Here is a 24,403-nt window from a genome sequence, read left to right on the forward strand (position 1 = left end):
CACCCGCGGCTAGCGCCTTGCCGCTAACGGAGACCGTCCGCGTGTTAGCGGCGAGGCGCTAGCCGCCGGTAATGGGTAATCACGACTGGCAAGACTGCTGCTGTGCGCCTGAACCCGTTGTTGGAGTTGAACCTAGCTGTCGGCCGCACGCTAAAGCGTGAACTCCAACCGAGTCGTTGCGCGTCCGTTGGTGTCGATCAATCGAGGGAGACTGCATGGCCGATTTTTCGCAAACGAATCGCCCGATCGCGGTGAGCACGGATCTGGGCGCGGATAAATTGCTCCTCGAGCAGTTTACGATTTCGGAAGGGCTTTCTCGCCCCTTCCACATGATGCTCACGATGCTGGCCCAGCCGGACTACACGGTGCCGTTCGAAAAGCTGCTCGGGCAAACCGCCAGCGTGCGGCTGAGCATTCCGGAGGCCAAGGAGCCGCGCTACTTTCACGGCGTCGTGTTCCGGATCAGCGAAGGAATGCAGGTTCATTCGCCGGACACGGGCGAAACCTTTATCCGCTATTGGGCCGAAGTGCTCCCCGCTTTCTCGAAGCTGACGCGAAACGTCAACAGCCGAATCTTCCAGCATCTGAGCGTGCCCGACATTCTGGCCAAGGTGCTGACCGGAATCGATTTCAGCAAGGACAACGTCAAGGGCACCTACGACCCGCGGGATTATTGTGTTCAGTACCGCGAGACCGATTTTCAATTCGCCAGCCGGCTGATGGAAGAGGAAGGGATTTTCTTCTACTTCAAACACACGCAGAGCAGCCACACGATGGTGCTTTCCGACCAGACCACCGGCTTCGACGATCTGACGGGGGGCGCCAAGATCGTGTTCAACGAGTTCCAGGGCCTTCGCGACAAGCGATTGCATGAAGATCGCGTCGTGCGCTGGCAAAAATCGCAGGAACTGCGCACCGGCAAGTGGCGCTCGTGGGACTATACGTTCGAAATGCCCGACAAGAATCTCGAGCAGACCGGCGAGATTCTGGAATCGGTCGCCGTCGGCACCGTGACGCACAAGATGAAAGTCGGCGGCAACGATTCTTGGGAGCTCTATGATTATCCCGGGGCGTATGCTCAGCGCTACGACGGCATCGACAAAGGCGGTTCGCCGCAAGCCTCGGATCTGTCGAAAATCACCCCTGACGGCAAGCGCACCGTGAAAATCCGCATGGAACAGGAAACCATGCCGGGGATTGGCATCGACGGCGAGGGAAATGTCCGCCGGTTTGCTCCCGGCTACAAAATCGAGCTCTCCAATCATTTCAATGCCAATGGCAAATACGTGCTCACCAATGTCGAGCATTCCGCCAGCGTCGAGGGGACGTATTCCGCGAACCAAAACGTCAATCTCAAGTATTCGAATCGGTTTCGCTGCATTCCTGCCGCTCTGCCGTTTCGCCCGGTGCGCACGGTGCCGAAGCCGCGCATCTACGGCACGCAAACGGCCATCGTCGTGGGGAACGACGCATCGACGGAAATCGCCACCGACAAATATGGCCGCGTGAAGGTGCAATTCTTCTGGGACCGCGTCGGCACGAAAACGCTCGACAGCTCCTGCTGGGTGCGCGTGGCGCAGGCCTGGGCCGGCAAGCGCTGGGGGACATTTTTTCTGCCGCGCGTGAAGGACGAGGTTATCGTCGCGTTCGAGGAGGGGGATCCCGATCAGCCGATCATCGTCGGCAGCGTTTACAACGACGATCAGCTTCCCCCCTACGATTTGCCCGACAACAAGACGCGGAGCACGATCAAAACCCGCTCGTCGGAAAAGGGAACGACCGACAATTTCAACGAAATTCGCTTCGAAGACAAAAAAGACAGCGAAGAGATATTCATCCACGCCGAAAAGGACATGAATCGCGAAGTCGAAAACAACGACACGCTCAAAGTCGGTTTCGACAAGAAAAAGAACGGCGATCAAACGATCGACATCTACAACAACCGCACGGTGACGCTCGATCAGGGAAACGAACTGTTCACGGTCAAGAAAGGCAATCGCACCGTCAGCGTCGACCAAGGAAACGAATCGTTTACCATCAAAAAAGGGACCCGCACCGTCACCGTCAAGGGAGACGATAGTCACGAGGTGCAGTCGGGCAATCTCAGCGTGAAAGTCGATCAAGGCAACGCCAGCTACACGATCTCGCAAGGCAAATGCACGATCACGGCCCAGCAATCGATCGAACTTACGGTCGGTCAATCATCGATCAAGATCACCCCGACGGGCATCACGATCCAGGCCCAGATGGTCACGATCAAGGCTCAAGCGATGCTCCAAGCACAAGGCGCAATGCACAAGATCACCGGCAACACGATGGTCCAAATCCAAGGCGGCTTGGTGAAAATCAACTGACAAAAGAAATGACGAATGTCGAACGTCTAAAGAATGCCTAATGACGAATAATCGAATGACGAACGTGGGCACTTTCGGTGTGCGTTGAATTCGAGTTTTCGTCATTCGAGCTTCGTCATTCCCCCAGCGAGCGATTATGGCGGTGATTCTGCATATAACCGAGGGGCCCGCGGTCGGGAGGCGGACGTTTTTGCGCGTCGGCCAGGTGCTGCGAATCGGCCGGACGGAATGGGCCGACTTCAACGTGCCGCAAGACGCCGCGATGGCCCCCATCCATTTCTCGGTCGAATACGACACGCACATCTGCCGCTTGCGCGATTTGCAAAGCGGCGCCCAAACGCTGGTCAACGGCAAGCCGGTCGGCGAAATGGTGCTGAACCACGGCGATCGCATCACCGCCGGCGCCACCACCTTCCAGGTGCACATTGAGGGAGCCCACGCGACGGTCGTTGCCGTGGCCGGGGCTGCCGCGGCGGCTCCGGTTCGCAAAGGAAGTAGCGGATATAAGCGCGTCGATCCGCCGACCGCCGCCGAAGTCTGCCAACTCTTCGAACTCGACGACGCCGCAAAACCGCTGCTCGACGACAAGCAAAACGTACGGCAATTCTTCGAGCTTTTGGTGAAGCAGCAGCTTTATCCCGATGCGGTCCGATTTCTGGCCCATGCGCTGCCGAAGCGCGAAGCGATGTGGTGGGCCGCGCGTTGCGTGCGCGCCGCGCTCGGCGACGGCGAATTGCCGCGCACCGATCGAGTCGCCCTGGAGGTGGCCGAGCGCTGGGTGATTGAGCCGGACGAGAAGAATCGCCGCGCCGCGCAAAACGCTGCCGATTCGACGGGCTATGAAACGGCCTGCGGCTGGGTGGCCGGCGGCGCGTTTTGGAGCAGCGGCAGCATTGGCCCCGAAGGCATGCCCGACGTGCCGCCAAAAGAAACACTGACTCCCCAAGCCGCCGTCGTGGCGATCAACCTCACAGCCACGGTCGATCCGAGGCAAATGCAACAGCTCTACGCCCAATTCGTCTCGATCGGCGCGACGATCGCCGAGGGCCAAAACCGCTGGCCGGAGGGGAAGTGACGCAGTGGAACCCCGGCGCGGGGTGCTCTGCCCACCGCCGTGCGGTTAGCTTACCAACAATATTCAGTTAGCCTTGCGCTCCCGCCTGACCGGCAAGGGCGAAATGCGACCTGGCGTCTGGTAAAACAAATTTGCCCTCCTGAGATCGCGCTGATTGCACACGAAAGCTGAGCCTGAAAGGCTCATTCCGTCAGACCAGGGCGGAGCCGCGTAAGCGGCGTAACCCTGGGCAGGTGATGCGACGCGTTGTCCGGCCCTGGTAGGGCCGTTCCGACAATACGCCCCGCTTCATTGAACGGCCCTGTCTGGGCCGACGCGTCGTGCGGGGCGGCTGCCCCAGGCCTCCACCGCTTGCGCGGCTCCGGCCTGCTGGTAGAATCCGCCTTTCAGGCCGAGGCGTGTCGCGTTGCCCAACCGAATATTGTGCGTAATGCTAAGCGGCCCGGCCGGGGGATGGAAACCTTCGGCGAACTTTGGTTCGCATCTCGCCTGTGCTATAGTGTGCCGGTGAGAATTGGACTTCTATTAATAGCAAACCTCCCAATGGGAGGTGTGGAGCGGGATTATGCGATCGCGAGTCACGATGTCAGTCGTCTTAGTGCTTGGTATTCTGGCCCGCTATTTCGTGTCCGCCGGACGCGCCGCCGAGCCGCCGGATCTAGGAACGCGGAAGCATGGCGTCGATTGGCCGCGGTTTCTCGGGCCCACGGGAGACAGCAAATCGCCGGAGCGCGGACTGCTGACCCACTGGTCGCCGGAAGGCCCACGCTTGGTGTGGCAAATGAAACTCGGGACCGGCTATTGTTCGCCGGCGATCAGCCGAGGCCGGGCGTTTGTGTTCGATCGTGTCGGAAAAGACGGCCGGTTGCGGTGCGTGGAAAGCGAAACTGCCAAGCCAATCTGGGAATCGACTTACGCCAGCGATTATGAAGACAATTTCAGTTACGACACCGGCCCGCGCTCTTCGCCGGTGGTCGATGGAGACCGCGTGTACACGTTCGGACCCGAGGGGATTTTGCGCTGCCTAAATGTGGCGGACGGCCACGAGATGTGGAAAATCAATACGGCCGAAAAATTCAACGTCATCCAGAATTTCTTCGGCGTCGGCAGCACTCCGGTGGTGGAAGGCGACTTGCTGATTGTGATGATCGGCGGCAGTCCGGCCGACACGCATCCGATCGCTCCCGATCGGCTCGATCAGGTGAAAGGCAATGGCTCGGGAATCGTCGCGTTCGACAAGCGCACCGGCGAGGTGAAATACAAGATCACCGACGAGTTGGCTTCCTACTCCAGCCCGACGCTGGCCACCATCGGCGGGCGGCGATGGTGCTTCGTGCTGGCCCGCGGCGGATTGGTCGCCTTCGAGCCCAGCAGCGGAAGAATCGATTTCCAATATCCGTGGCGGGCGAAGGATCTATATAGCGTCAACGCCAGCACTCCCGTCGTCAGCGGCGACACCGTGTTCATCTCCGAATCCTACGAAATCGGCAGCTCGCTGTTGCGCGTTCGCCCCGGCGCGTTCGATCTCGTTTGGCGCGATCCGCCGGGGCTGCGGGCCGAAAAAGCGATGCGACTGCACTGGAACACACCGGTCGTCGTCGATGGATTTCTCTATGGCTCAAGCGGCCGGCACACCGAGCCGGCCGAGCTGCGCTGCATCGAACTTGCCACTGGGAAAGTGAAATGGATGCAGCCGGGTCTGGGGCGCTGCTCGCTGTTGTATGCCGACGGGCATTTGGTTTCGATGGGAGAAAATGGCCGCGTGCAACTGCTGCGCGTGAACCCGGAGAAATTCGACGTCGTGGCCGACTTCGTGCCGAAAGACAAACAGGCGCCGATCGTGCCGGGGGCCGATCCGCCGGAGCTTTTGCAATACCCTGCTTGGGCAGCTCCGGTATTGTCGCATGGCCTGCTGTACGTTCGCGGAAAAGACCGACTGGCCTGCTTCGAAGTCATTCCAGAAGGGAAGTGAAGTGTTGGGTCGATTGTGGGGTGCCATGCCCACGGCTTTGCGTGGGCATGTGTCTGGGGCGCTGGACTCACAACCGTGTCGATTCGTCGAAACGCAGCCGTCGTGTCGATCACATTCCGGTCATAGCCACCGCCCCGCGGCCAAAAACGGTAGTGCCGCTGGCCATTCGGCTGCACATCTTCCATCCGAGGCAAAAATGCCGGAGCCCCGGAGCCAGGTTCAAATGGTTTACAGCCGCATGGCTGTAAAACCGCCGTCGACGTAGTAGGTCGCGCCGGTGATAAAGCTGCCGGCGGAGCGCGAGGCAAGCAGCAATAGCGCGCCGATCAATTCCTCGGGGCGGCCGAAGCGGCCCATCGGGGTTTGGCTCATGATCTGCGTCGTACGCTGCGGATCGAGAATCTTGCGGTTCTGCTCGGCAGGAAAGAAGCCGGGGCAAAGCGCGTTGCAGCGGATGCCGTGACGGGCCAATTCGCGGGCGACATTTTGCGTCAGGTTCACCACGGCTGCCTTCGATGCCGAATAGGCAAACACGCGCGACAACGGCAAATGAGCCGTCACGCTGCCGATATTCACAATCGAACCATGCCGGCCCGCGGCGACCCAATGCTTCGCAAACGTTTGGCAAGCCAAGTGGGTGCTGGTGAGATTCGTTTCGATCACGCGGCGCCAATCTTCGTCGGTCGCTTCGAGATATGGGGTGGCGGCATTCACGCCCGCACAATTCACGAGCACGTCGGCCTGCCCGCGCCGCTCGAGCACGGCGGCCAAGAGCGCTTCGATCGATGGCCGATCGGCGGCATCGACGGGCAAAAACGCGGCTTCACCCCCCAGTTCATGAATCGCCTCAGCACGGGCGTGGCCTCGCTCTTCGGACCGCCCAGCCACGACGACAAACGTCCCGGCCTGGGCGAGCCCTTCGCAAAGCGCTCCGCCCAAAACGCCCGTCCCGCCGATCACGACCGCCACTTGGCCCTGGAGATCGAACAGCTTGTCGAGGTAGGAAGGCATGGGGAAAGCGGCGAGGGACGAGGGACGAGGGGCGAGGGGCGAGGGGGATCGGAAGGGCTATCGCGGTTTCAAATTTGGTTGGGTTTCAGGCTCCTTTGCGATTTACGCGCCAGAGTGACGACGGTCTATCGAATGTCTTCGTTACTCGCCCCTCGCCCCTCGCCCCTCCTTAGTTTCAACCAATCCGTGTGGAACGTGCCGGAACGGTCGGTGCGCTGATACGTGTGGGCGCCGAAATAGTCACGCTGGGCTTGCAGCAGGTTTGCGGGGAGTCGGTTGCGACGGATTCCATCAAAATAAGACAATGCCGAGTTGAATGCCGGCACAGGAATCCCCAGCTCGACCGCTGCCGCTACCACCCGCCGCCAGGCAGGCTGCGCTTCGTGAACGGCCGAGGTGAAATAGGGGGCCAAAAGCAGATTTTCCAGTTTCGGATCGGCGTCGAACGCGTCTTTGATGCGATCCAAAAATCGTGCCCGAATGATGCACCCGCCGCGCCAGAGCAGGGCGATATGCCCGTAGTTCAGGTGCCATTTGTGTTCGGCCGCGGCAGCGGCAAGTTGAACGAAGCCTTGCGCGTAGCTGCAAATCTTCGAGGCATACAGGGCATGCCGAATGGCTTCGACGAACTCATGTCGTTCGCCAAGATTCGGAGCGGCTTTCGGATCCGGACCCTTCAACACCCGGTTGGCCCTCAGCCGGGCCGCTTTCAGCGCCGACAGGCAGCGGGCGAAAACCGCTTCGGTCACCAATGTGCTCGGCACCCCGAGATCGAGCGCCAATTGGCTCATCCACTTGCCGGTGCCCTTTGCGCCGGCCGTGTCGAGAATCATGTCGACCAAGTCGGCGCCGGTCTCGGGGTCTTTGACGCTGAAGATGTCCCGCGTGATTTCGATCAGGTAGCTATCGAGTTCGCCGCGATTCCACTCGGCGAACACGTCGTAAATTTCGGCGTTCGCCAGCCCCGCCGCTTCCTTGAGCAGGAAATAGGCTTCGCAGATCAACTGCATGTCGCCATATTCGATGCCGTTGTGGACCATTTTGACGTAGTGGCCCGATCCGCCGGGGCCGATCCATTCGCAGCAGGGAATGTCTTGCTTCGGACCGACCTTTGCGGCGATCGCCTGCAACACCGGCTTGATCAGCGGCCAGGCCTTTTCGCTGCCGCCGGGCATGAGGCTTGGCCCGAGCAGGGCGCCTTCCTCCCCGCCCGACACGCCGCTGCCGACATACAGCAATCCCTTCGCTTCGACTGTTTGCGTGCGCCGCTCGGTATCGAGGTAGAATGTGTTGCCGCCGTCGATGATCACGTCGCCGGGCGACATCAGCGGTATCAATTCGTCGATCACCGCATCGACCGCCGGGCCGGCCTTGATCATGAGCATCACTTTTCGCGGCGTCGAAAGGTTTGCCGCCAGCTCATTGAGCGAATGACAGCCGACGAAATTCTTGCCCGCCGCACGGCCATGAAGGAACGTGTCGGTCACACTCGTCGTGCGATTGAACACGGCCACGCGAAATCCCCGGCTCTCGATATTGAGGGCCAGATTTTCGCCCATCACGGCCAGACCGATCACTCCGAAATCGCAGGATTCAGGCATCGTGGCGATCGCTTTCTTTCGGCGTTCAAGACTCGACATTCAGCTTCAGGTCTAAGACTCGACGATGGGCCAGGGGGGCCGGTCGGGCAGATAGCGGTGGAAATCGTCGAGCAGTTGTTGTTGATATTCGCCGGCGAAAGTGCCGGCCAGGAAACGGTCGATCCCCTGTTCGAAAAAACGCCGCCAACTGGCCTCTTCCCCCCCGGGATTGATGGGGAAAAAAAGGGCCCGATTGGCCTCGGCCGCGGCATGGTCGCCCGGCGCATCGCCGATCATCAGGGATTGGCCCGGTGGATAGTTGCGGGCGATGCCGAGCATTTCCTTCTTGGTCCCCTTTTCCTGGCCGCCGATCGCGCGGAGGAATTTGTCCAGGCGGTGCTCCTCCCATTCGCGTACCAAAGCCTCGTGCGGCGTCGCGGAAACGACGACCATGTCGGCCCGATCGGCCAACTTTTCCAGGCTCTCGCGCAAGTATGGAAACGGCGGCACGCCGTGCACCATCTTCGCGACCGAATCGTTGACGGCTTGCGACCACTCGAGCGCCTGTTTCAAATCCGGATCGCCGGTGGCGGTTGCGGCGGCCGCCAACGCCGGGTTCGCGAGCTTCGTTTCCCGTTCCATCCATCGCACCAAGCCGTCGGGAATTTTGACTTCGACGCCGCGCGCCCGCACCTCGGGCCGCTTGCGAAGCCAGTGAAAGGTCTCGATCAGCGCCGGAAACCGATTGATCCCGCGGCTCTTGGAATAGAGATTGACGAATTCGGCCGCCTCGCGGGCGTAGCGGCTGATGCCTTGCAGATTGTAAGCGAAAATCGTGTTGGGGATGAAGCATTCCTTGTGCTTCACTTCCATCGTGTCGAACGCGCATCCGTCGGAATCGATGCCGACGAGAAATTCATGCTGCTTGGGAAATTCGAGCATAGGGCCGGGCCACGAACAAAACTGCGGAACTGCCATCGAAACGGACGTTCGGCGAATATACCGGCCATGCGCCAAGATTGTAAAGGATGCGGCATGCTGCCTTGGACCGAACTGGCTTACGGGGCGATCGGCCAAAGCCGCGGACTCACCTCCCTATCAAGTTCTCATCGCGAAGCCAAACTGCTTGCGTCTTTCGCAAGGTCCGACTACATTCAGAGCATAATGTGAGCCGGAAGGCCATTAGCTGTCCGGCTCAGTTCGTTTGCAGGGGGTCTGGAACCCCCCTTGTTCGAGCCCTGGGGAGAGCTCGAACCTTGCAGTGGGATGCTCGGCGATTGCCGGGCTCTTCAAAGTTAGTCGACGGCTGCGCGATGCGCCGGATATTGCCTTTCGCAGGGCGGCCGGTGGAACGCGCGCGCGGATCTTTCGTTCTGAGGATGCCGATGCACACTCGATTTTTCATCCGTCTGATATCCATTATCCGTTCCTCGGCTTCGTTTCGCCGATTGCGACTTCTGCTGCTAAGCGCCCCGCTGGCATTGGCAGCATTCGCCGCGCAAGCGCAGACATATTACTGGGATCCGTCGGGCGGCAATCCGACCGGCTCCGATGGTGGCGGCAGTTGGGATTTCGGGCCCGATATGCCCTGGTACTATTCCGGCGCGGACGTTGCCTGGCCATCGAGCGGAACCGACTCGGTTACCGCTGATATCGGCGTCGGCACGAACACGTCGCTCGACACCATCACACTGGGCGCGGCGATTAGCGTCGGCTCGATCAATTTCGACGCCGGCTCGGGCGGCTACCTGCTTTCCGGCACTAATACGCTGACGCTCAACAGCGGCATCGGCATGTCCAGCGGCGGCGCGGTGACGATCAGCGCCCCAATTAGCCTCGGCGCCGCGAACACCTGGAACAACAGCTCAAGCAGTTTTTTCACCGCTAGCGGCACATTGTCTCTCGGCGCCAACAACCTCTCGCTCACAGGCAGTGGCACGACGATGATCGGCGGCATGGTGAGTGGAACCGGCGGCATCAGCGTCTCCGGCGGCGGCACCTTGAACCTCACGAGCCTGGCCAACAACAACACGTTTAGCGGCGGAACGACGATCACCAACGGAACCGTCCGCACCGGCGCCCTCGGGCTCGGAACTGGCGGTTTAGCCCTGCAATCGTCGGGTAACCTGATTGTTAACGGCGGGAACACGGGTCTGCTCGGGTTGTATTATGCGAACCAGTTCACCAACACAAACGCCCCGCTGCCGAACTACGCAAACCTCTCGCTACTGGCCGCGAGCATTGCGACGGTTACGCCCATGACCACCGCGCTGACGCCCACGCTAAATTTTGATCTCGCCGGCGAAGGCTTAGGCTTCGCGTCGCCATTTAATCAGAAAGCGCAAGTCGATTGGGAATCGTACTACACGGGCATGATCAACATCCCCACCACGGGCACCTATACATTTTCGACCGACAGCGACGACGGCAGCATGCTCTTCATCGACGGCACGACCGTCGTAAGCAACAACAATTTTCAAGGTGAAACAACCCAAAAGGGATCCATTACGCTTACGGCCGGCGAGCACAATATCGTTATCGGCTACTACGAAGGCGGCGGCGGCTACGGCCTGCAAGTGAAGATGATCGCCGGCACCGGCACTCCCACCGCCGATCTCGACACCACCAACGACCAAATCTCGCCCGACTTGATGGTCGCCAACCTGTCGGGCTCCGGCAGCGTGCAGTTGACCGACGGCGGCCTAATTTTTGGATCCGACAATTCGTCGCAGACGTTCAGTGGCGCTATCACAGGTCCCGGTGGCCTGCTCAAGTTCGGCACCGGCACCGAGACCTTTACAGGGGCCAACACCTTCTTGGGGCCGACAACGATTGGGGCCGGCCAGATATTACTGGGGAATCCGCTGGCACTGCAAAATTCGATGGTGGGCGTCGCGGCCACCAATGGCTTGGCATTCCAGGCGGGAATTGGTTCGTTCACGCTGGGAGGGCTCACCGGCGGCTCGAATTTCTCGCTGCTCGACAGCGGCGGTACCGCCGTCGCCTTGACGGTCAGTTCCACGACCGACGGTCTTTACACCGGCGTCATGAGCGGCGCGCTAGCCAGCGTCACCGTTGGCGGCACGGGCACGCAGATCTTCGGCGGTGCAAACACCTACACCGGCGCGACCACGATCAATTCCGGCGCCACCCTGCAGTTGGGCTCCGCGGCGAACGGCAGCGTCGGCGGCAATATCGTTGACAACGGCATTTTGATCTTCGCTCCTACAACGGCCCAATCGACCGCCACCGTGATCAGCGGCACCGGCACCGTTCGCATGACCGGCAACCAAATCGAAACACTCAGCGGTCCCAACAGCTATATCGGCCTTACCGTGACCGGCGGCTTCGTCAGCTTCGCATCGGACGGCGCCACTGGCGGCAGCACATCGCCGCTCGGAACCGTGCCTTCCTCGTTCACCGCCGGCAATATCGTGTTGAACGATGGCGGACTGCAGGAAACAGCAGACGGCGTTACCCTCAATGCCAACCGCGGAATTCTTGTCGGTCCGGCAACCAGTAGCAATGGCTATGGCCAGATCGACGTGCCGACGACGAACAACACGTTCACCGTGCCGGGCGTGATCGCCAACAACGGCACCGGCCTCGACGGACTCGTCAAGTCGAACGCCGGCAATCTTATTCTCACCGGCGCCAACACCTACACCGGCACCACGATCGTCGCCAACAGCGGCAACGGGACCGATTCCGGCAACGAACTGACACTCGACAACCCGTCGGGCAATGCAATCGTCGGGCCGCTCTTGATCGGCAACGTCGCCTCGATCGGCGTCGTTTCCGGCTTCACGACCGGCGGCAACTCGGGCTATGCCTTCGTGCAAACCCAGGCCCCGAATCAGTTCGGCCCGAATACCACGGTCGCTTTCAATGACTCTAGCGGCAATTACGGGTTTTTGAAGTTGATGGGCAATAGCCAAATCGTTGCCGGCATTTCCGACACCGACGGCGCGGGCGTGATCGAGAATACCGAAGCGGAAACCAGCGCTGCCGCCGCGACGCTGACAGTCAACCTCGGCTCCGCCAACGAAGTGTTTAATGGTTATTTCCGCACGACATCGGGCGGCGGCAGCGGTGTCGGCGCTCTGGGCCTCACGCTGAACGGCACCGGCTCGCTCACCTTCACCGGCGCCAACATCACCTACACCGGCGCGACCATGATCAACGGCGGCTCGCTCCAGATCGGCGACGGCACCGCCGCCAGCTCATTTGCCAGCAGCAGCGTCGATCTGGCGGCCACCGGCACGGCCCTCAATTTCGACACTGCCGGCGGCGCTTCGATTACCTATGCCAATGCGATCAGCGGGCTCGGCAGCCTCTCGCAACTCGGCACCGGCACTGTGATCCTTTCCGGAGCGAACTCCTACTCCGGCGGCACTACGGTCAGCGCGGGTTTCGTGCAATTCAACGACGATGCCGATGCGCCGACCGGCACGGCCAACATCGCCGTCGGACCCGCGGGAACGCTTGTCGCCGGTTTCGCCATCAATCAGACATTCCTTAACTACTTGACACCAACGTCATCGGGCGTCTTGGCGCTCGGCGCCAGCAGCGCAAATGCGTTGAACTTCGCCACGGCCGGCTCACCAGCCACGAGCCTCGGAGCGACCGGCGCTTACACGTATAGCGGCTCACTGACGCCCGGAAGCGGCAACGTCTACAATTTCGGCGGTGGCGGTGGCGCGCTCACCGTCAGCAGTGTTCTCTCCGGGGCAACCTCGGTTTCCGACAACCAGCCATCGGGCACCGTCGCACTCACCGGCGCAAACAGCTACACCGGTGGAACGTTCGTTTCCAACGGCGGCACCGTTTTGGTCGCCTCCGATTCGGCAACCAACGGCGCCGGCAGCACGGCCCCGTTGGGCCAGGTGCCCGCCTCGGCCGCCAATAATATCTTCCTCAACGGCGGCACGCTCGAAGGCAACGGCAATTTCACCTTGAATGCCAACCGCGGCATCGTGCTCGGTTCTGCAACCGCGGGCAGCGGCGGCACGATCGCTGTCGCAGCCGGCGACACCGTCTACTACAACGGCGTCATCGCCAACAACGGCGGCTCGAACGTCCTGACGTTTGCCGGCCCGGGCACTCTGGTCCTCGGCGCGCAAAGCACATACTCCGGCGGCACCAACGTTTCCGGCGGCAACTTGGCCTTCGCAGTCCCCGACAACGAGTTGCCCAGCGCCGCAAGCATCTACATCGGAGCCGGTGCGGTCGTCTCGGACCTCAATGCGATCGACCAAAGTTTCATTAGCACCGTTGCTATGAACTCCGTCGGCGCGGTTGCCTTGGGCGCCAGCAGCAGCAACCCGCTCGATTTCAGCTCGACCGGTGCGAATTTGGCGAATGTTTCGCTCGGCAGCACGGGCGCGTTTACCTACAGCGGTACGCTTACGCCCGGCAACAACATCTATAGCTTCGGCGGCGGCGGCGGAACCCTCACCGTCTCAAGCCTGCTGACCGACAACAATAGCTCGAACGGGACGGATCGGGTCTTGGTCGGGCAGCCCGGCACGGTCGTCTTGAGCAATACGAACAATAGCTACAGCGGCGGCACGACCGTCTCGGCCGGCGCCGCGCTGCAAGTCACTTCCGACGGCGCCTCCAGCGGCGCCTCGGGTGAACTCGGCATCGTGCCTTCGGCGGCCGCGAACAACATCTTCCTCAACGGCGGCACCCTCGACGCCAACGCCACGTTCACCCTCAATTCGCTGCGCGGCGTCGCGCTCGGTTCATCGACTGCCGGCAGCGGTGGCACGATCGCCATCAACGGCGGCGACACGCTCTCCTACGGCGGCATCATCGCCAACAACGGCGGCACGAACAGCCTCACCGTTTCCGGACCCGGCACGTTCCAAATCACCGGCACCGGCAGCACCTACACCGGCGGCACGACGATCAACAGTGGCGGAACGGTGCGGCTCGGTGATGGCTTGGCCAATCTCGGCGCCCTGCCCGGCGCGATCGCGAACAACGGTTCCTTGATCGTTGCGAACTACGCAGCCCAAACCATCAGCAATCCCATTGGAGGAACGGGCTCGGTGACGCTCGCCGGCCCGGGCGTTGCGACCTTGCTGGTTTCCAGCACCTCCAACACGGGCAGCCTCTACACCGGCCAAACGATCGTCAACGCGAACATCACGGCCAGCGCAGGGGCCGCTATCGGCACCGGCAGCCTCAATCTGGCCGCCGGTTCGACGCTCAATGTCAACACCGTCAATACGGGCCTTTCGAGCATGTATTGGAGCGGCAACGGCAACAACTATCAGTCGTCGATCTTCGGCGAGCAACTCGGTGCTTCGGCGATGGGCAAGCCGGCGATTGCCCCGCTCACTTCAACCTTGGATTTCGATTCCGGTTCGACAAGCAACACGGGAACGAGCTTTCCCGCGCCCTTTACCACGGTCGATGGCGCCGAGGCCGACAATTTCAATGGCTACTACAGCGGCATCATCAACGTCGCCACCGCCGGCAGCTACACGTTCAAGCCGCTGAGCGACGACCAAAGCACGGTCTTCATCGACGGCGTGGAAATCGCCACCAACGCCTACAACACCACCAACAGCGGCTCGATCACGCTCGCTGCCGGTCCGCATCAGATCGTCGTCGGTTATCAGCAAGGGGGGGGCGGCGACGGCTTGAATGTGCAAATGTCGCTTCCCGGTTCGCCGACCACGTTTGCCGATATCAACACCAGCAATTCCTCGGCCTACACGATTTCTCCCGACCTCGTGGTCGGCTCGCTGCAAGGCTCCGGCAACCTCGCGCTTACCACCGGCGGATTAATCACCGGACTGGATGGCACGAGCCAGACCTTCTCCGGCGTGATTTCCGGCATCGGCGGGCTCACGAAATTCGGCGCCGGAACGCAAATCATCAACAGCACCAGCACCTACACGGGCACTACCTCCGTCGCCGCTGGCACGTTGCAGTTCAACGGCCCGATCGCCAGCACGATGATCTACAACAACGGCACGCTGATTTTCAACAACAGCACGCCGTTCACCTACACCGGAACGATCAACCAGTTCGAAAGCCTCACCTCAGGCAGTCCGGTTTATAGCATCGACACCGTCGGGAGCCTGAATGTAAACGGTACGGTGGCCTTCGCCAATGCGTCGGCGAATCCGATCAGCACCTCGAATGTGCGTCTTGCCACCAATGCCACCGGGGTGGTCTATATTAGCCCGACCACGACCGGCACGATCACGGCCTCAAGCGACACCACCATCGGCTGGACTTCAGCAGCAGTCGGCGCCGCCAACGGCACACTGTTTCAGGAAGCAGGCACTTGGAATCAAAGCGGCGGCAACTTCTACATCGGCATAGCCTCCAATACCCCGGCGGCCACGGGCACGTTCGACATCAACGGCGGCACGATGCGGCTGGGCGGCAGCGGCCAAAATATACTTCTCGCCTGGGAAAACTCCAGCGGACCGGTCACCGGTTTTCTCAATATCAACGGCGGAAGCGTCAGTTCGACCACCGGCAATTTTCAAGTCGGCAACGGCAGCGCGCTGGCAGTCGGCACGGTCAATTTGAACGGCGGCATTCTCAACACAAACGCGTGGACCACCCCCGGCAATGCCACCTCGACCGTGCTCAATTTCAACGGTGGCACTCTAACCTCCGGCGCAGCGTCGACCAACTTTTTGGGCAACAGCACCGGCTCGGTCAACTTCTACACCGGCGGCGGCACGATCAACACCAACGGCGTTGCAGTGACAATTACTCAACCCCTGGCGACGATCGCGAACAGCGGCATTGCCTCGATCTCCGCCACGACGACGACCGATTCTTTTGTCACCCCCCCCACGGTCACGCTATCCGGCGGCACCGGCTCCGCCTATGCACTTCTCGATCCGACGACAGGCTATATCACCGGCATCGACATCACCAACGCCGGCAATTACCTGACCGCGCCGACAGCCACAATCGCCGGCTATTCCGGCTCGCTCACGGTCAATATGGCCTCCAACAATACCGGGATATTGAACGTCACCGGCGGCGGAACGCTCACGCTCACCGGCGCCAGTCCGAATTTCGCCAGCCCCGTTAGCCTCGCCTCGGGCACTACGCTCGATCTGAACAACGCCACCGCTTTGGGCACCCAATCGGCCGTCACGGATGCCGGCACGATCAATATCGGCGCCAGCCAAACCCTGCAATCCGTGAGCGGCGCCGGCGGTCTGAGCCTCGGCACCTATGCCTTGACCATCGGCAGCGGCGGCGCCGATTCCTCGGCATCCACTTTCTCCGGTGCGATCACCGGCAGCGGAACCACCACGGCCCTGATTCTCAACAAGGGCCCCGGCGGTTCGTTGACGCTCTCCAACTCCTCCAACACCTACACCGGCGGCACGGTCATCAATGGCGGCACGCTACGGGTCACGAATACGAGCGGTTCGGCCACCGGCACCGACGCCGTGACGGTCAATTCCACCGGCACGCTTGCCGGCTCGACCGCCGCTAGCCAAGGCTCCATTTCGGGCGCGGTCACGGTCAACGCCGGCGGAACACTCGCCGGGACCGATGGGGCCACGCTGACGCTCAGCAGCAGCAGCGGCCTTACGTTGGCAGCCCAAAGCAATTCCAGCTTCAACCTGACCGGTTCCAGTACGAATCCGATGGTCAATGTCACCGGCGGCGCATTGACGGTTTTGGGAACCAATATCGTCAATCTGACGGGAACGCCAGCATCCTCGAGCGCAGTCTACGATCTGTATTCCTACACGGGCACGGACCCGAATCCCGGCTATTTCGTGCTCGGCACCGTGCCCGGCAACGCCGGTTATCTGCTCAGCCAGGCCAATGGGCAAATCGATGTGACGCTCTCGCCTGATGTAAGCTGGACCGGCGCCAACAGTACCAACGGCATGACCATATGGGACACCGTCGCGAATCCGAACAATAGTCAAACCGGTGCGATCCAGAATTGGGCTACCACAGTTGGAACGGCCACGGCCACCGCAGCCACCGGAGCCGCCGGCTCCGGCGTCGAATTCGATGATACGAGTGCGCTGGGCAACTCACTCGGCACCTCGCAATCCGTGGTGGTGACGAGCGGTGGAGTCACTCCTGGCACCGTCACGTTCAACAACAGCGTCGTCACGTACAACATCAGCAACACATCGGGCGACACCAGCAACGTTGGCATCGGCGGAGCCGCGTCGATTACCAAGTACGGCAGCGCCCCGGTCAATCTCAATAGCCCCAATAGCTTCACGGGCGGCGTGGCGATCTACGACGGCTCGATCAATCTCGGCGACGCGCCCGTCGCCGCCTCGAACGGACTCAACTATTCCACGGCGCTTGGCAATTCAAATGGCGTGCTCGTCAGCGGATCGACAAGCAGCTTGGTGCTGAATAATTCCACCAGCGGCAGCTCCGCGACTTACGGTGTCACCGCGGCCACTTACAACTCCGGCTCGCAACGCACCATCCCGCTGACGCTCTCCGGCGGCGGCACGCTCCGCGCAAGCGGCAACGCCACCTATGCCGGTGGGGTCTCGCTCGGCGCGGGCGGCGGCGTCGTGGCCACGACCGTCAGCACCGACCAACTCACGTTGAGCGGCGTCGTTTCGGGTTCCTCGCTTAGCTACTCATCGAGCGCGGGCTCGGTTGTTCTCGGTGGCTCGAACACGTATGCCGGTGGAACCACAGTCTCCAACGGCGCCAAGTTGATCGCCACCAACAGTTCGGCCCTCGGCACCGGAACGCTCATCTTCTCCGGCGGCGGCGGGACGCTCCAATTGCAGGGCGCGTCGCAAGTCGTTTCCGGCCTGATCAACACCTACTACCTCGCCGGCAGCAATAACATCCCGATTCCCGCGACCAACCAGTTTACCTCCGCTGCGACGATTCAATCGACGTTTGGCGGGCTCACGCCATCGCCCGGAACGTTCTTGTCGACCAACAACAACGGCGGCACGCCATTGGGGACTTATTTTTACGTCGGCACAAACTATCTCGGCTCCAGCTCGAATACGTTCACGGCCAATACGAATGGCAACAGCCTGAACAACGGCAATAACTACACGCTTATTTCCACCGGGAATGTCTACATTCCGACGACGGGCTACTACACCTTCGCCACCACCAGCGACGACGGCAGCATGCTGTTCATCGATGGCTCGACCGTCGTCTCTAACAACAACTTTCAGGGGAATACGCAGAAAACCGGAACGCTGCAACTAACCGCCGGGCTCCACAACATCGAAATCGCCTACTACGAAGGGGGCGGCGGCTACATGGTCAGTGCCCAGGCCATTTACGATGGTACGACCAATCCTGGCACCGTGTCGCAAATTGGCAACGACGGCGGCTATACCGCCTCGCCGGACGATCTGGCCTTCTCGACCACGCCGAACACTTCTCAAAACCTCCCGACGCTTGAAACGACCCTTGTCTCAACCCCAACATACGCTAACCCCATTGCGGTCAACGCCAATTCGACGCTCGACTTGGGCAACGTCCCAGCCGCCACGTTTGGCTCATTGACAATCGGAACGAACCAGTTGAACGTGCTTGCCAGCGGCACGGTCAGCAACTTTGCCGTGCGCTCGCTCACGGTCGGCGCCACCACATTGGCGGGCAGTCCGACATTCGATGTCAGTGGGCAGTATACGACCCTGACGCTCGGCGCCCTGAACGACAATGGCACCGCGCGCACGATTACCTTCCAAGACACCGGCACGACGATCCTCTCCGCCGCAGCCACGAGCTTGGGGGTAGGCACGACGGTGAACGATTCCGGCAATGTGAGCCTTATCGCCAATTCGGCTCTCGGAACGACCGCGCAAATCAATATGAGCGGCGCCGGAACCTTGGCGATCAATGCCACGACCCAAACTATCAGCTCGCTCAACAGTTCCATTGCAACGCCGACCATAAACCTCGGCACTGGCACGTTAACGATTGGCAGCACCGACAACCTCAGCTCCAGCTACGCCGGCCTTTTGACGGATGCCGGCGCCGCCACGTTGAATCAAGCCGGCGCCAACGCGCTCACCCTTAGTGGCAACGGCACCGGCTTGCAAAGCGGCACCAAGGTCAACGTCAATGGCGGAGGTTTGATCCTCGATAGCAGCACGGCACTGGGAACGTTTGCCCAGGTATATGTGCCGCAAACGCTGACGCCGACCGTCGCCACCCTGACGCTGGGAGCCAATACGCAGTTTAGCGCATTGAATGGTGCGGGCACCGTCAATTTGAATGGCAATACTCTTACCGTAGGCAACACCGACAATCTTTCGTCGGGCTTCTACGGGCCCCTGAACGGCACCACCGGTTCGAGCCTGATCAAGACCGGAACGGGCACGTTCACGGTCGGCGGCGCAAATTCGCAAGGTTCGACGATCGTTAATGCCGGCACACTGGCCGTCGCTGCGTCGCTTGTCGGTAGTTCTCCCTTGGGAGCCGGTAATGTCTCGTTAAGCGGCGCCACGCTCGCCTTGCAAGGACAGGAATCGCTCGTCACCACGGCCGGCTTGCAGATGCAATTCTACAACGACAATGGCAACGGCTGGGTGGCCGCCGACTTCGGCAGCGGCATCTCGACCGATCTTGCCACGACAAATGCGCACTACGCCAACATCCAATCGCAACTCGTCTCCACGGCGATATCGACTGCGGGCGGGGCCACGTATTTGGAGTTCCCTGGCACGGGAACCAACGGGGCAACCCAGTCCACCGGATACGTCGCGGCCACCAATGGCCAGGCCTTCTCACAACAGGGCTTTACGCAAGCCACAAACTACGAATCGCTCATTTCCGGCAATATCACGATCGCCACCGCCGGCACCTACACCTTCACCGAGCAGAACGACGACGATGCAGTCCTGTTCGTGAATGGCGTCGGCACTCCCTTGATTGCAACCCACTTTGGTTCCGCCAGTGCTTCCATCACGCTATCCGCAGGCAGCCATCCGATCGAAATCGGATTCCAACAGGGCGGTGGCAACGCGGGGTTGGCAATCGAATATTCCGGCCCGGACACCGGCAATGTCGCGGAGAATATTCCGGATACGGTCTTGAGCAACGCGTCTCCCGCGTTAAACGCCACGCAAACGTACGCGAATAATGTCACCGTCAGCGGGACGGCCGGGATCAATGTGACCGGCTCGCTCGCCGCTACCATGGGCCTGCTCAACACGTCGGGCACATTGAACGTCAGCAGCAGCGATACCACCGGAAGCGCCTACAGCCTGACTTTCGGCACGACAACGCTCGCCGGTAATCCGACCTTCAACGTCGCCGCGAGCAGCGGCGGCGGCGCCGGCACGCTAGTGCTGGGAGCGCTGAACGACGGCGGCACCGCCCGAGTGATTGACTTCAACGGCCCCGGCTCGGTGACATTGAGCCAACCGTCCACTTTGACGCCAAACACCTCGATCAACGTCTTCGGCGGAACGCTCAATGCCAATGCTCCGGGCGCGGTGGGCGCCAGTTCGGCCCTCAGCGTCGCGAGTGGCGCGACGTTTGCCTTGGGCACCTCGTCAAGCCAGACCATCGCCACATTATCCGGCAACGGCAATGTCTCTTTGGGCGCCAACACGCTCACCGTCGGCGCCGGCGCAAACGACAATACGTCGTCCACGTTTGGCGGCGTTGTCAGCGGCGCAGGTGGCGGGCTCACCCTAAACAAGGGACAAACCGGCAGCCTCATCTTGCAGAATTCCAATACCTACACCGGCGCCACCACGATCAGCGGCGGCACCTTGCGGCTCCAAAGCGGCGCGATTCTTCCAACGCTGCCGTCGATCGCCGGACTTTCGATCCATCTCGACGCTGCAACGCTCAGCAACCTTACCTTGTCGGGCGGCAATAGTGGATCCGTCTCGAGCTGGACCGATACGAGCGGCGGTGGTGTGAACTTCACGCAATCGACGACCGCGGACCAGCCGACCTACGTCGCTAGCGGCATCAACGGCCTGGGATCCGTGAGCTTCAATGGCACCACCGACTTGCTCACGGCCAGCAAGTCCACGGGTGTCCAGACCGTGTTCATCGTCAATCAAGTCAACGGCTACACCGCGCTTAACGGCATCTTCGGCGAAAGCGCTACGGACCTGAGCATCCGGCTCGCGAGCGCGACTGCTTGGGCGAACGGCAGCGGCAGTAATAGCAACGATTTCACCAGCGGCGGCTCGATGTACATCAACGGCGACCCCGCCGGCACCGGAAATGGAACCTTCACCGCGAACCAGCCGATGATCCTCGAAGGCGTCAGCTCCGGGGTCGACAATTGGATCGCGGCATTAGGCGATTCCTACACGGGACGCAATTTCGACGGCACGGTCGGCGAAGTGCTCGTCTACAACGGCACCCTTACAACCGCGCAGCAGCAAGCGGTGGATTTGTATCTCGACGAGAAGTGGTTCAGCGGGCTAACGTATTCTTCGAGCAATATCCTTCCGGCCACCACAGCCATGAATCTGACCGGCAGCACGGCAACGCTCGATTTGGGGAATACGAATCAAACAGTCGCCTCGCTGACCGGCGTGTCGGGTAGCACTGTCAATCTCGAATCGCAAACACTCACCGTCGGCGACAGCACGAACACCGTCTTCTCCGGCGTCCTATTGGGCGCCAGCGGCAGCCTCGTGAAAAATGGCTCCGGCATGCTCACCCTTGGCGGCACGAACACATACGGCGGCACCACCACCGTCAACAATGGAACGCTTCGCATTACGGGCTCGTTGGGCGCCACGGCCGTCACGGTCGGCGACGGCGTCGTCGGCCACTCGGCGGTTCTGTCGGGGCCAACCCTCGACTCGGGCATCACCACCGCCACGATCAACGGCCCGGTCACCCTCATGAGCCCTCCCAATGGCGGCGCCGCCCCCGCGATTGCCGCAGCCAGCGGTTCATCACTCACGCTCCCGGGCGGTTTGACGTTGAACAATCTTTCGGTCTCCGATTTCACGCTCGACGCGGCAGGCGACAATAACTCCATCGCCCTGATCAATATCACCGGCGGAAGTGGCCTGACCGTCAGCGGCACCAACGTCGTCGATATCCTCGGCTCCTCGATCGCGGCCGGCATCTACGATCTGTATTCGGTTTCAAGCGGAGCGATTTCCGCCAGCAGCTTCAGCCTGGGCACCTCGGGCACCAGCCCGTTCAGCTACACGCTGCAAACCGCCGCGAACAACACTCAGCTCGACCTGATCGTCGTCGGCGCATTGACCTGGACCGGCACTGGTGGCAACAACAACTGGGATACGACGACCCAAAACTGGGCCACGGTCGGCGCGTCTCCACTTGCGTCAGCGTACACGGATCCCGCTCAGGTCACATTCGGCAACACCGGTTCGACGCAATCGCTTGTGCCGAACTCCGGCAGCCCCAATTACTTGGCCACCGTCAATTTGACGACCGCCGTCTCGCCCAGTTCCGTCACGTTTACGAACACGGGCGCGGCCAACGGCGGCGTCGACTACCTGATCACCGGCAGCGGCTCGATCAACGGCAACACGACCGGCATTACGCTCGCTGGCAACGGAACCGTCGGCGGCAACGTGTTCCTCAACACGGCCAACACGTTCGGCGGCGCCGTCGCCGTCAATGCCGGTCAGCTAGTGCTCGAAAACAGCCAGGCCCTCGGCAACACATCGGGCGTCGCGGTTGCCTCCGGCGCGGCGTTGGGCCTGCAAAGCGGCAGCGGCACTACACTCACCTACGGTTTGACCGCCACCAACGGCGCTCCAATTTCGACCACGATTGCCGGCACCGGCCCGAGCGGCAACGGCGCCTTGGTGAGCGTCAACGGCATCAACACCTACTCCGGCGCGATCACGGTCGCGAGCGGCGGCGCCACGATCGGCTCGCTTTCGACTTCCAGCGGCGATGGGCTCACGCTCTACGGCGGCATCGCCACCAACGGCAATGCTCTCACGCTTACCGGCGCCGGCAACATCACGGTTAGCAACACTCCGATCAGCGACAACCTTGGCACCGGCACCGTCACCTACAGCGGCACCGGATTGCTGAACCTAAACGTGGCCAATTCCTACGGCGGCGGCACCACGGTCAACTCCGGCACCGTGCGCACCAGCGCCACGTCGGCAACCGGCACCGGCCCGGTGTCCGTCAACGGCGGCACATTCGGCGGCTCCGGCACGGTAAGCGGCTTGGTCACCGTCGCCAGCGGCGGCACGATTGCACCCAGCATTGGCCAGTCGCCTGGAATCCATGCGGTCTTCAACGGCGGACTCACCCTCCAATCGGGCTCGGCGCTCACTTTCAATCTCAGCAGCACGGCCGACGCCTCCGGCAGTAATGCTCCGATGGGTGCGAACCAATATAACGATAGCATCACCACCACCAACTTGACCTTGGGCAACAGCGGCACGGTGGTCATCAATGACTACAACGGCTCTCTGGAGCCGGGCACCTACGAACTGATCAGCTACAATAGTAGCTCCGGCACGAGTCTCCCTTCGACGAACTGGACTACCAACAGCGTCCCTGGCTACACCCTTCAGCTCAGCACGCAGACCTACTCTGACCAACTCGACCTGATCGTCACGACCACGGTCAACAACGGCTCTTCATACTGGATCGCGAACAACGGCGGTCCGAACAACTTCGGCAATCCGAGCAACTGGAAGTCGGGCACCCTTCCCGATGGACCGACCGACACCGCAACCTTCGTCGACAGCAGCGTTAGCACGCTGTCGCAACAGGTCACCATTGACAACACCAATACGATAGACAACACCTACACCGTCGGTACACTCAACTTTACCTCAGGCACCAACTTCACGTTGATCTCCGGCGGCAGCGGCTCGGGCTACAGCCTGACGCTCGACAACGGTGGCGCTGGTGCGCAGGTCAACCTCGCCAGCAGTAGCCAGGCCCCCACGAGTGTCACGCTGGAAACGTCGCTCATTCTCGCCGATTCCTCGGGCAATACCACCTTCAATGTCAATGGTTCGACCAGCTACTTGTTCGTGTCGTCCTACACTGGCACAGGCCCCGCTATCTCCGGCACAGGATCGATTACGTTGAACGGCGGCGGTACGATGGAACTCGCCTCGCCCAACACCTACACCGGAAGCACGACGGTTGAAGGCGGCAGCAAATTGCTGGTCGACGACGGCTCGTCCCTCGGCGGCGGCGGGTTGACGATCACCGGATCCGGCTCGAGCGCGACATTCTCCGCCACCTCGGCCAACAACGTTACGGTCAGCGGCCTGGAACTCGACAACGGCGGCACGCTGAACATGAGCAGCGGCGACGGCAGCGGCAAATTGACCGTCAACGGCCAGTCGACTTTGAACGGTGGCTCGATCAATGTAAACGCCGGCACATTGGCCATCAGCGGCCAGCCGGTCTTTAACAGCGGTTCGATCAACGTGAACGCCGGCACCTTGGCCTTCACCAACAGCTT

Annotated in this window: 7 protein-coding genes; 4 read left to right on the forward strand and 3 right to left on the reverse strand. The window is 61.3% G+C overall.

Going from position 1 to position 24,403, the window contains the following annotated elements; translation table 11 throughout:
* Nucleotides 1-215 precede the first annotated feature (215 nt).
* The 3 genes from tssI (at nucleotide 216) to VHX65_17795 (ending at nucleotide 5,401) form a co-directional block, all read left to right on the forward strand.
* Complete coding sequence (gene tssI, locus VHX65_17785; protein ID HEX4000407.1) at nucleotides 216-2,354, forward strand: type VI secretion system tip protein TssI/VgrG; 2,139 nt, start codon at nucleotides 216-218, stop codon at nucleotides 2,352-2,354.
* A 142-nt stretch (nucleotides 2,355-2,496) separates the two neighbouring features.
* Nucleotides 2,497-3,429, forward strand: coding sequence for an FHA domain-containing protein (locus VHX65_17790; GenBank protein ID HEX4000408.1), 933 nt, complete (start codon nucleotides 2,497-2,499; stop codon nucleotides 3,427-3,429).
* A 583-nt stretch (nucleotides 3,430-4,012) separates the two neighbouring features.
* Nucleotides 4,013-5,401, forward strand: a complete 1,389-nt coding sequence (locus VHX65_17795) for a PQQ-binding-like beta-propeller repeat protein (GenBank protein ID HEX4000409.1) — start codon at nucleotides 4,013-4,015, stop codon at nucleotides 5,399-5,401.
* Nucleotides 5,402-5,629: 228 nt separating this feature from the next.
* Here the strand turns inward: VHX65_17795 and VHX65_17800 are convergent, their stop codons facing one another.
* From VHX65_17800 to VHX65_17810, 3 genes are all read right to left on the reverse strand, one after another.
* Entirely contained in the window at nucleotides 5,630-6,412 is a 783-nt protein-coding gene (locus VHX65_17800; protein HEX4000410.1) for an SDR family oxidoreductase, read from the reverse strand.
* A gap of 125 nt (nucleotides 6,413-6,537) precedes the next feature.
* Nucleotides 6,538-8,013: a decarboxylating NADP(+)-dependent phosphogluconate dehydrogenase gene (gnd, locus tag VHX65_17805; GenBank protein HEX4000411.1), complete on the reverse strand. Its 1,476-nt coding sequence runs from the start codon at nucleotides 8,011-8,013 to the stop codon at nucleotides 6,538-6,540.
* Nucleotides 8,014-8,064: 51 nt separating this feature from the next.
* Entirely contained in the window at nucleotides 8,065-8,934 is an 870-nt protein-coding gene (locus VHX65_17810; protein HEX4000412.1) for an HAD family hydrolase, read from the reverse strand.
* Nucleotides 8,935-9,377: 443 nt separating this feature from the next.
* On the opposite strand from VHX65_17810, the gene VHX65_17815 reads away from it, so the two are divergent.
* Nucleotides 9,378-24,403, forward strand: a 15,026-nt coding sequence (locus tag VHX65_17815) for a PA14 domain-containing protein (GenBank protein ID HEX4000413.1), incomplete at its 3' end; no start/stop codon positions are given.

It is taken from the genome of Pirellulales bacterium (assembly GCA_036267355.1).
Taxonomy (GTDB): Bacteria; Planctomycetota; Planctomycetia; order Pirellulales; family DATAWG01; genus DATAWG01.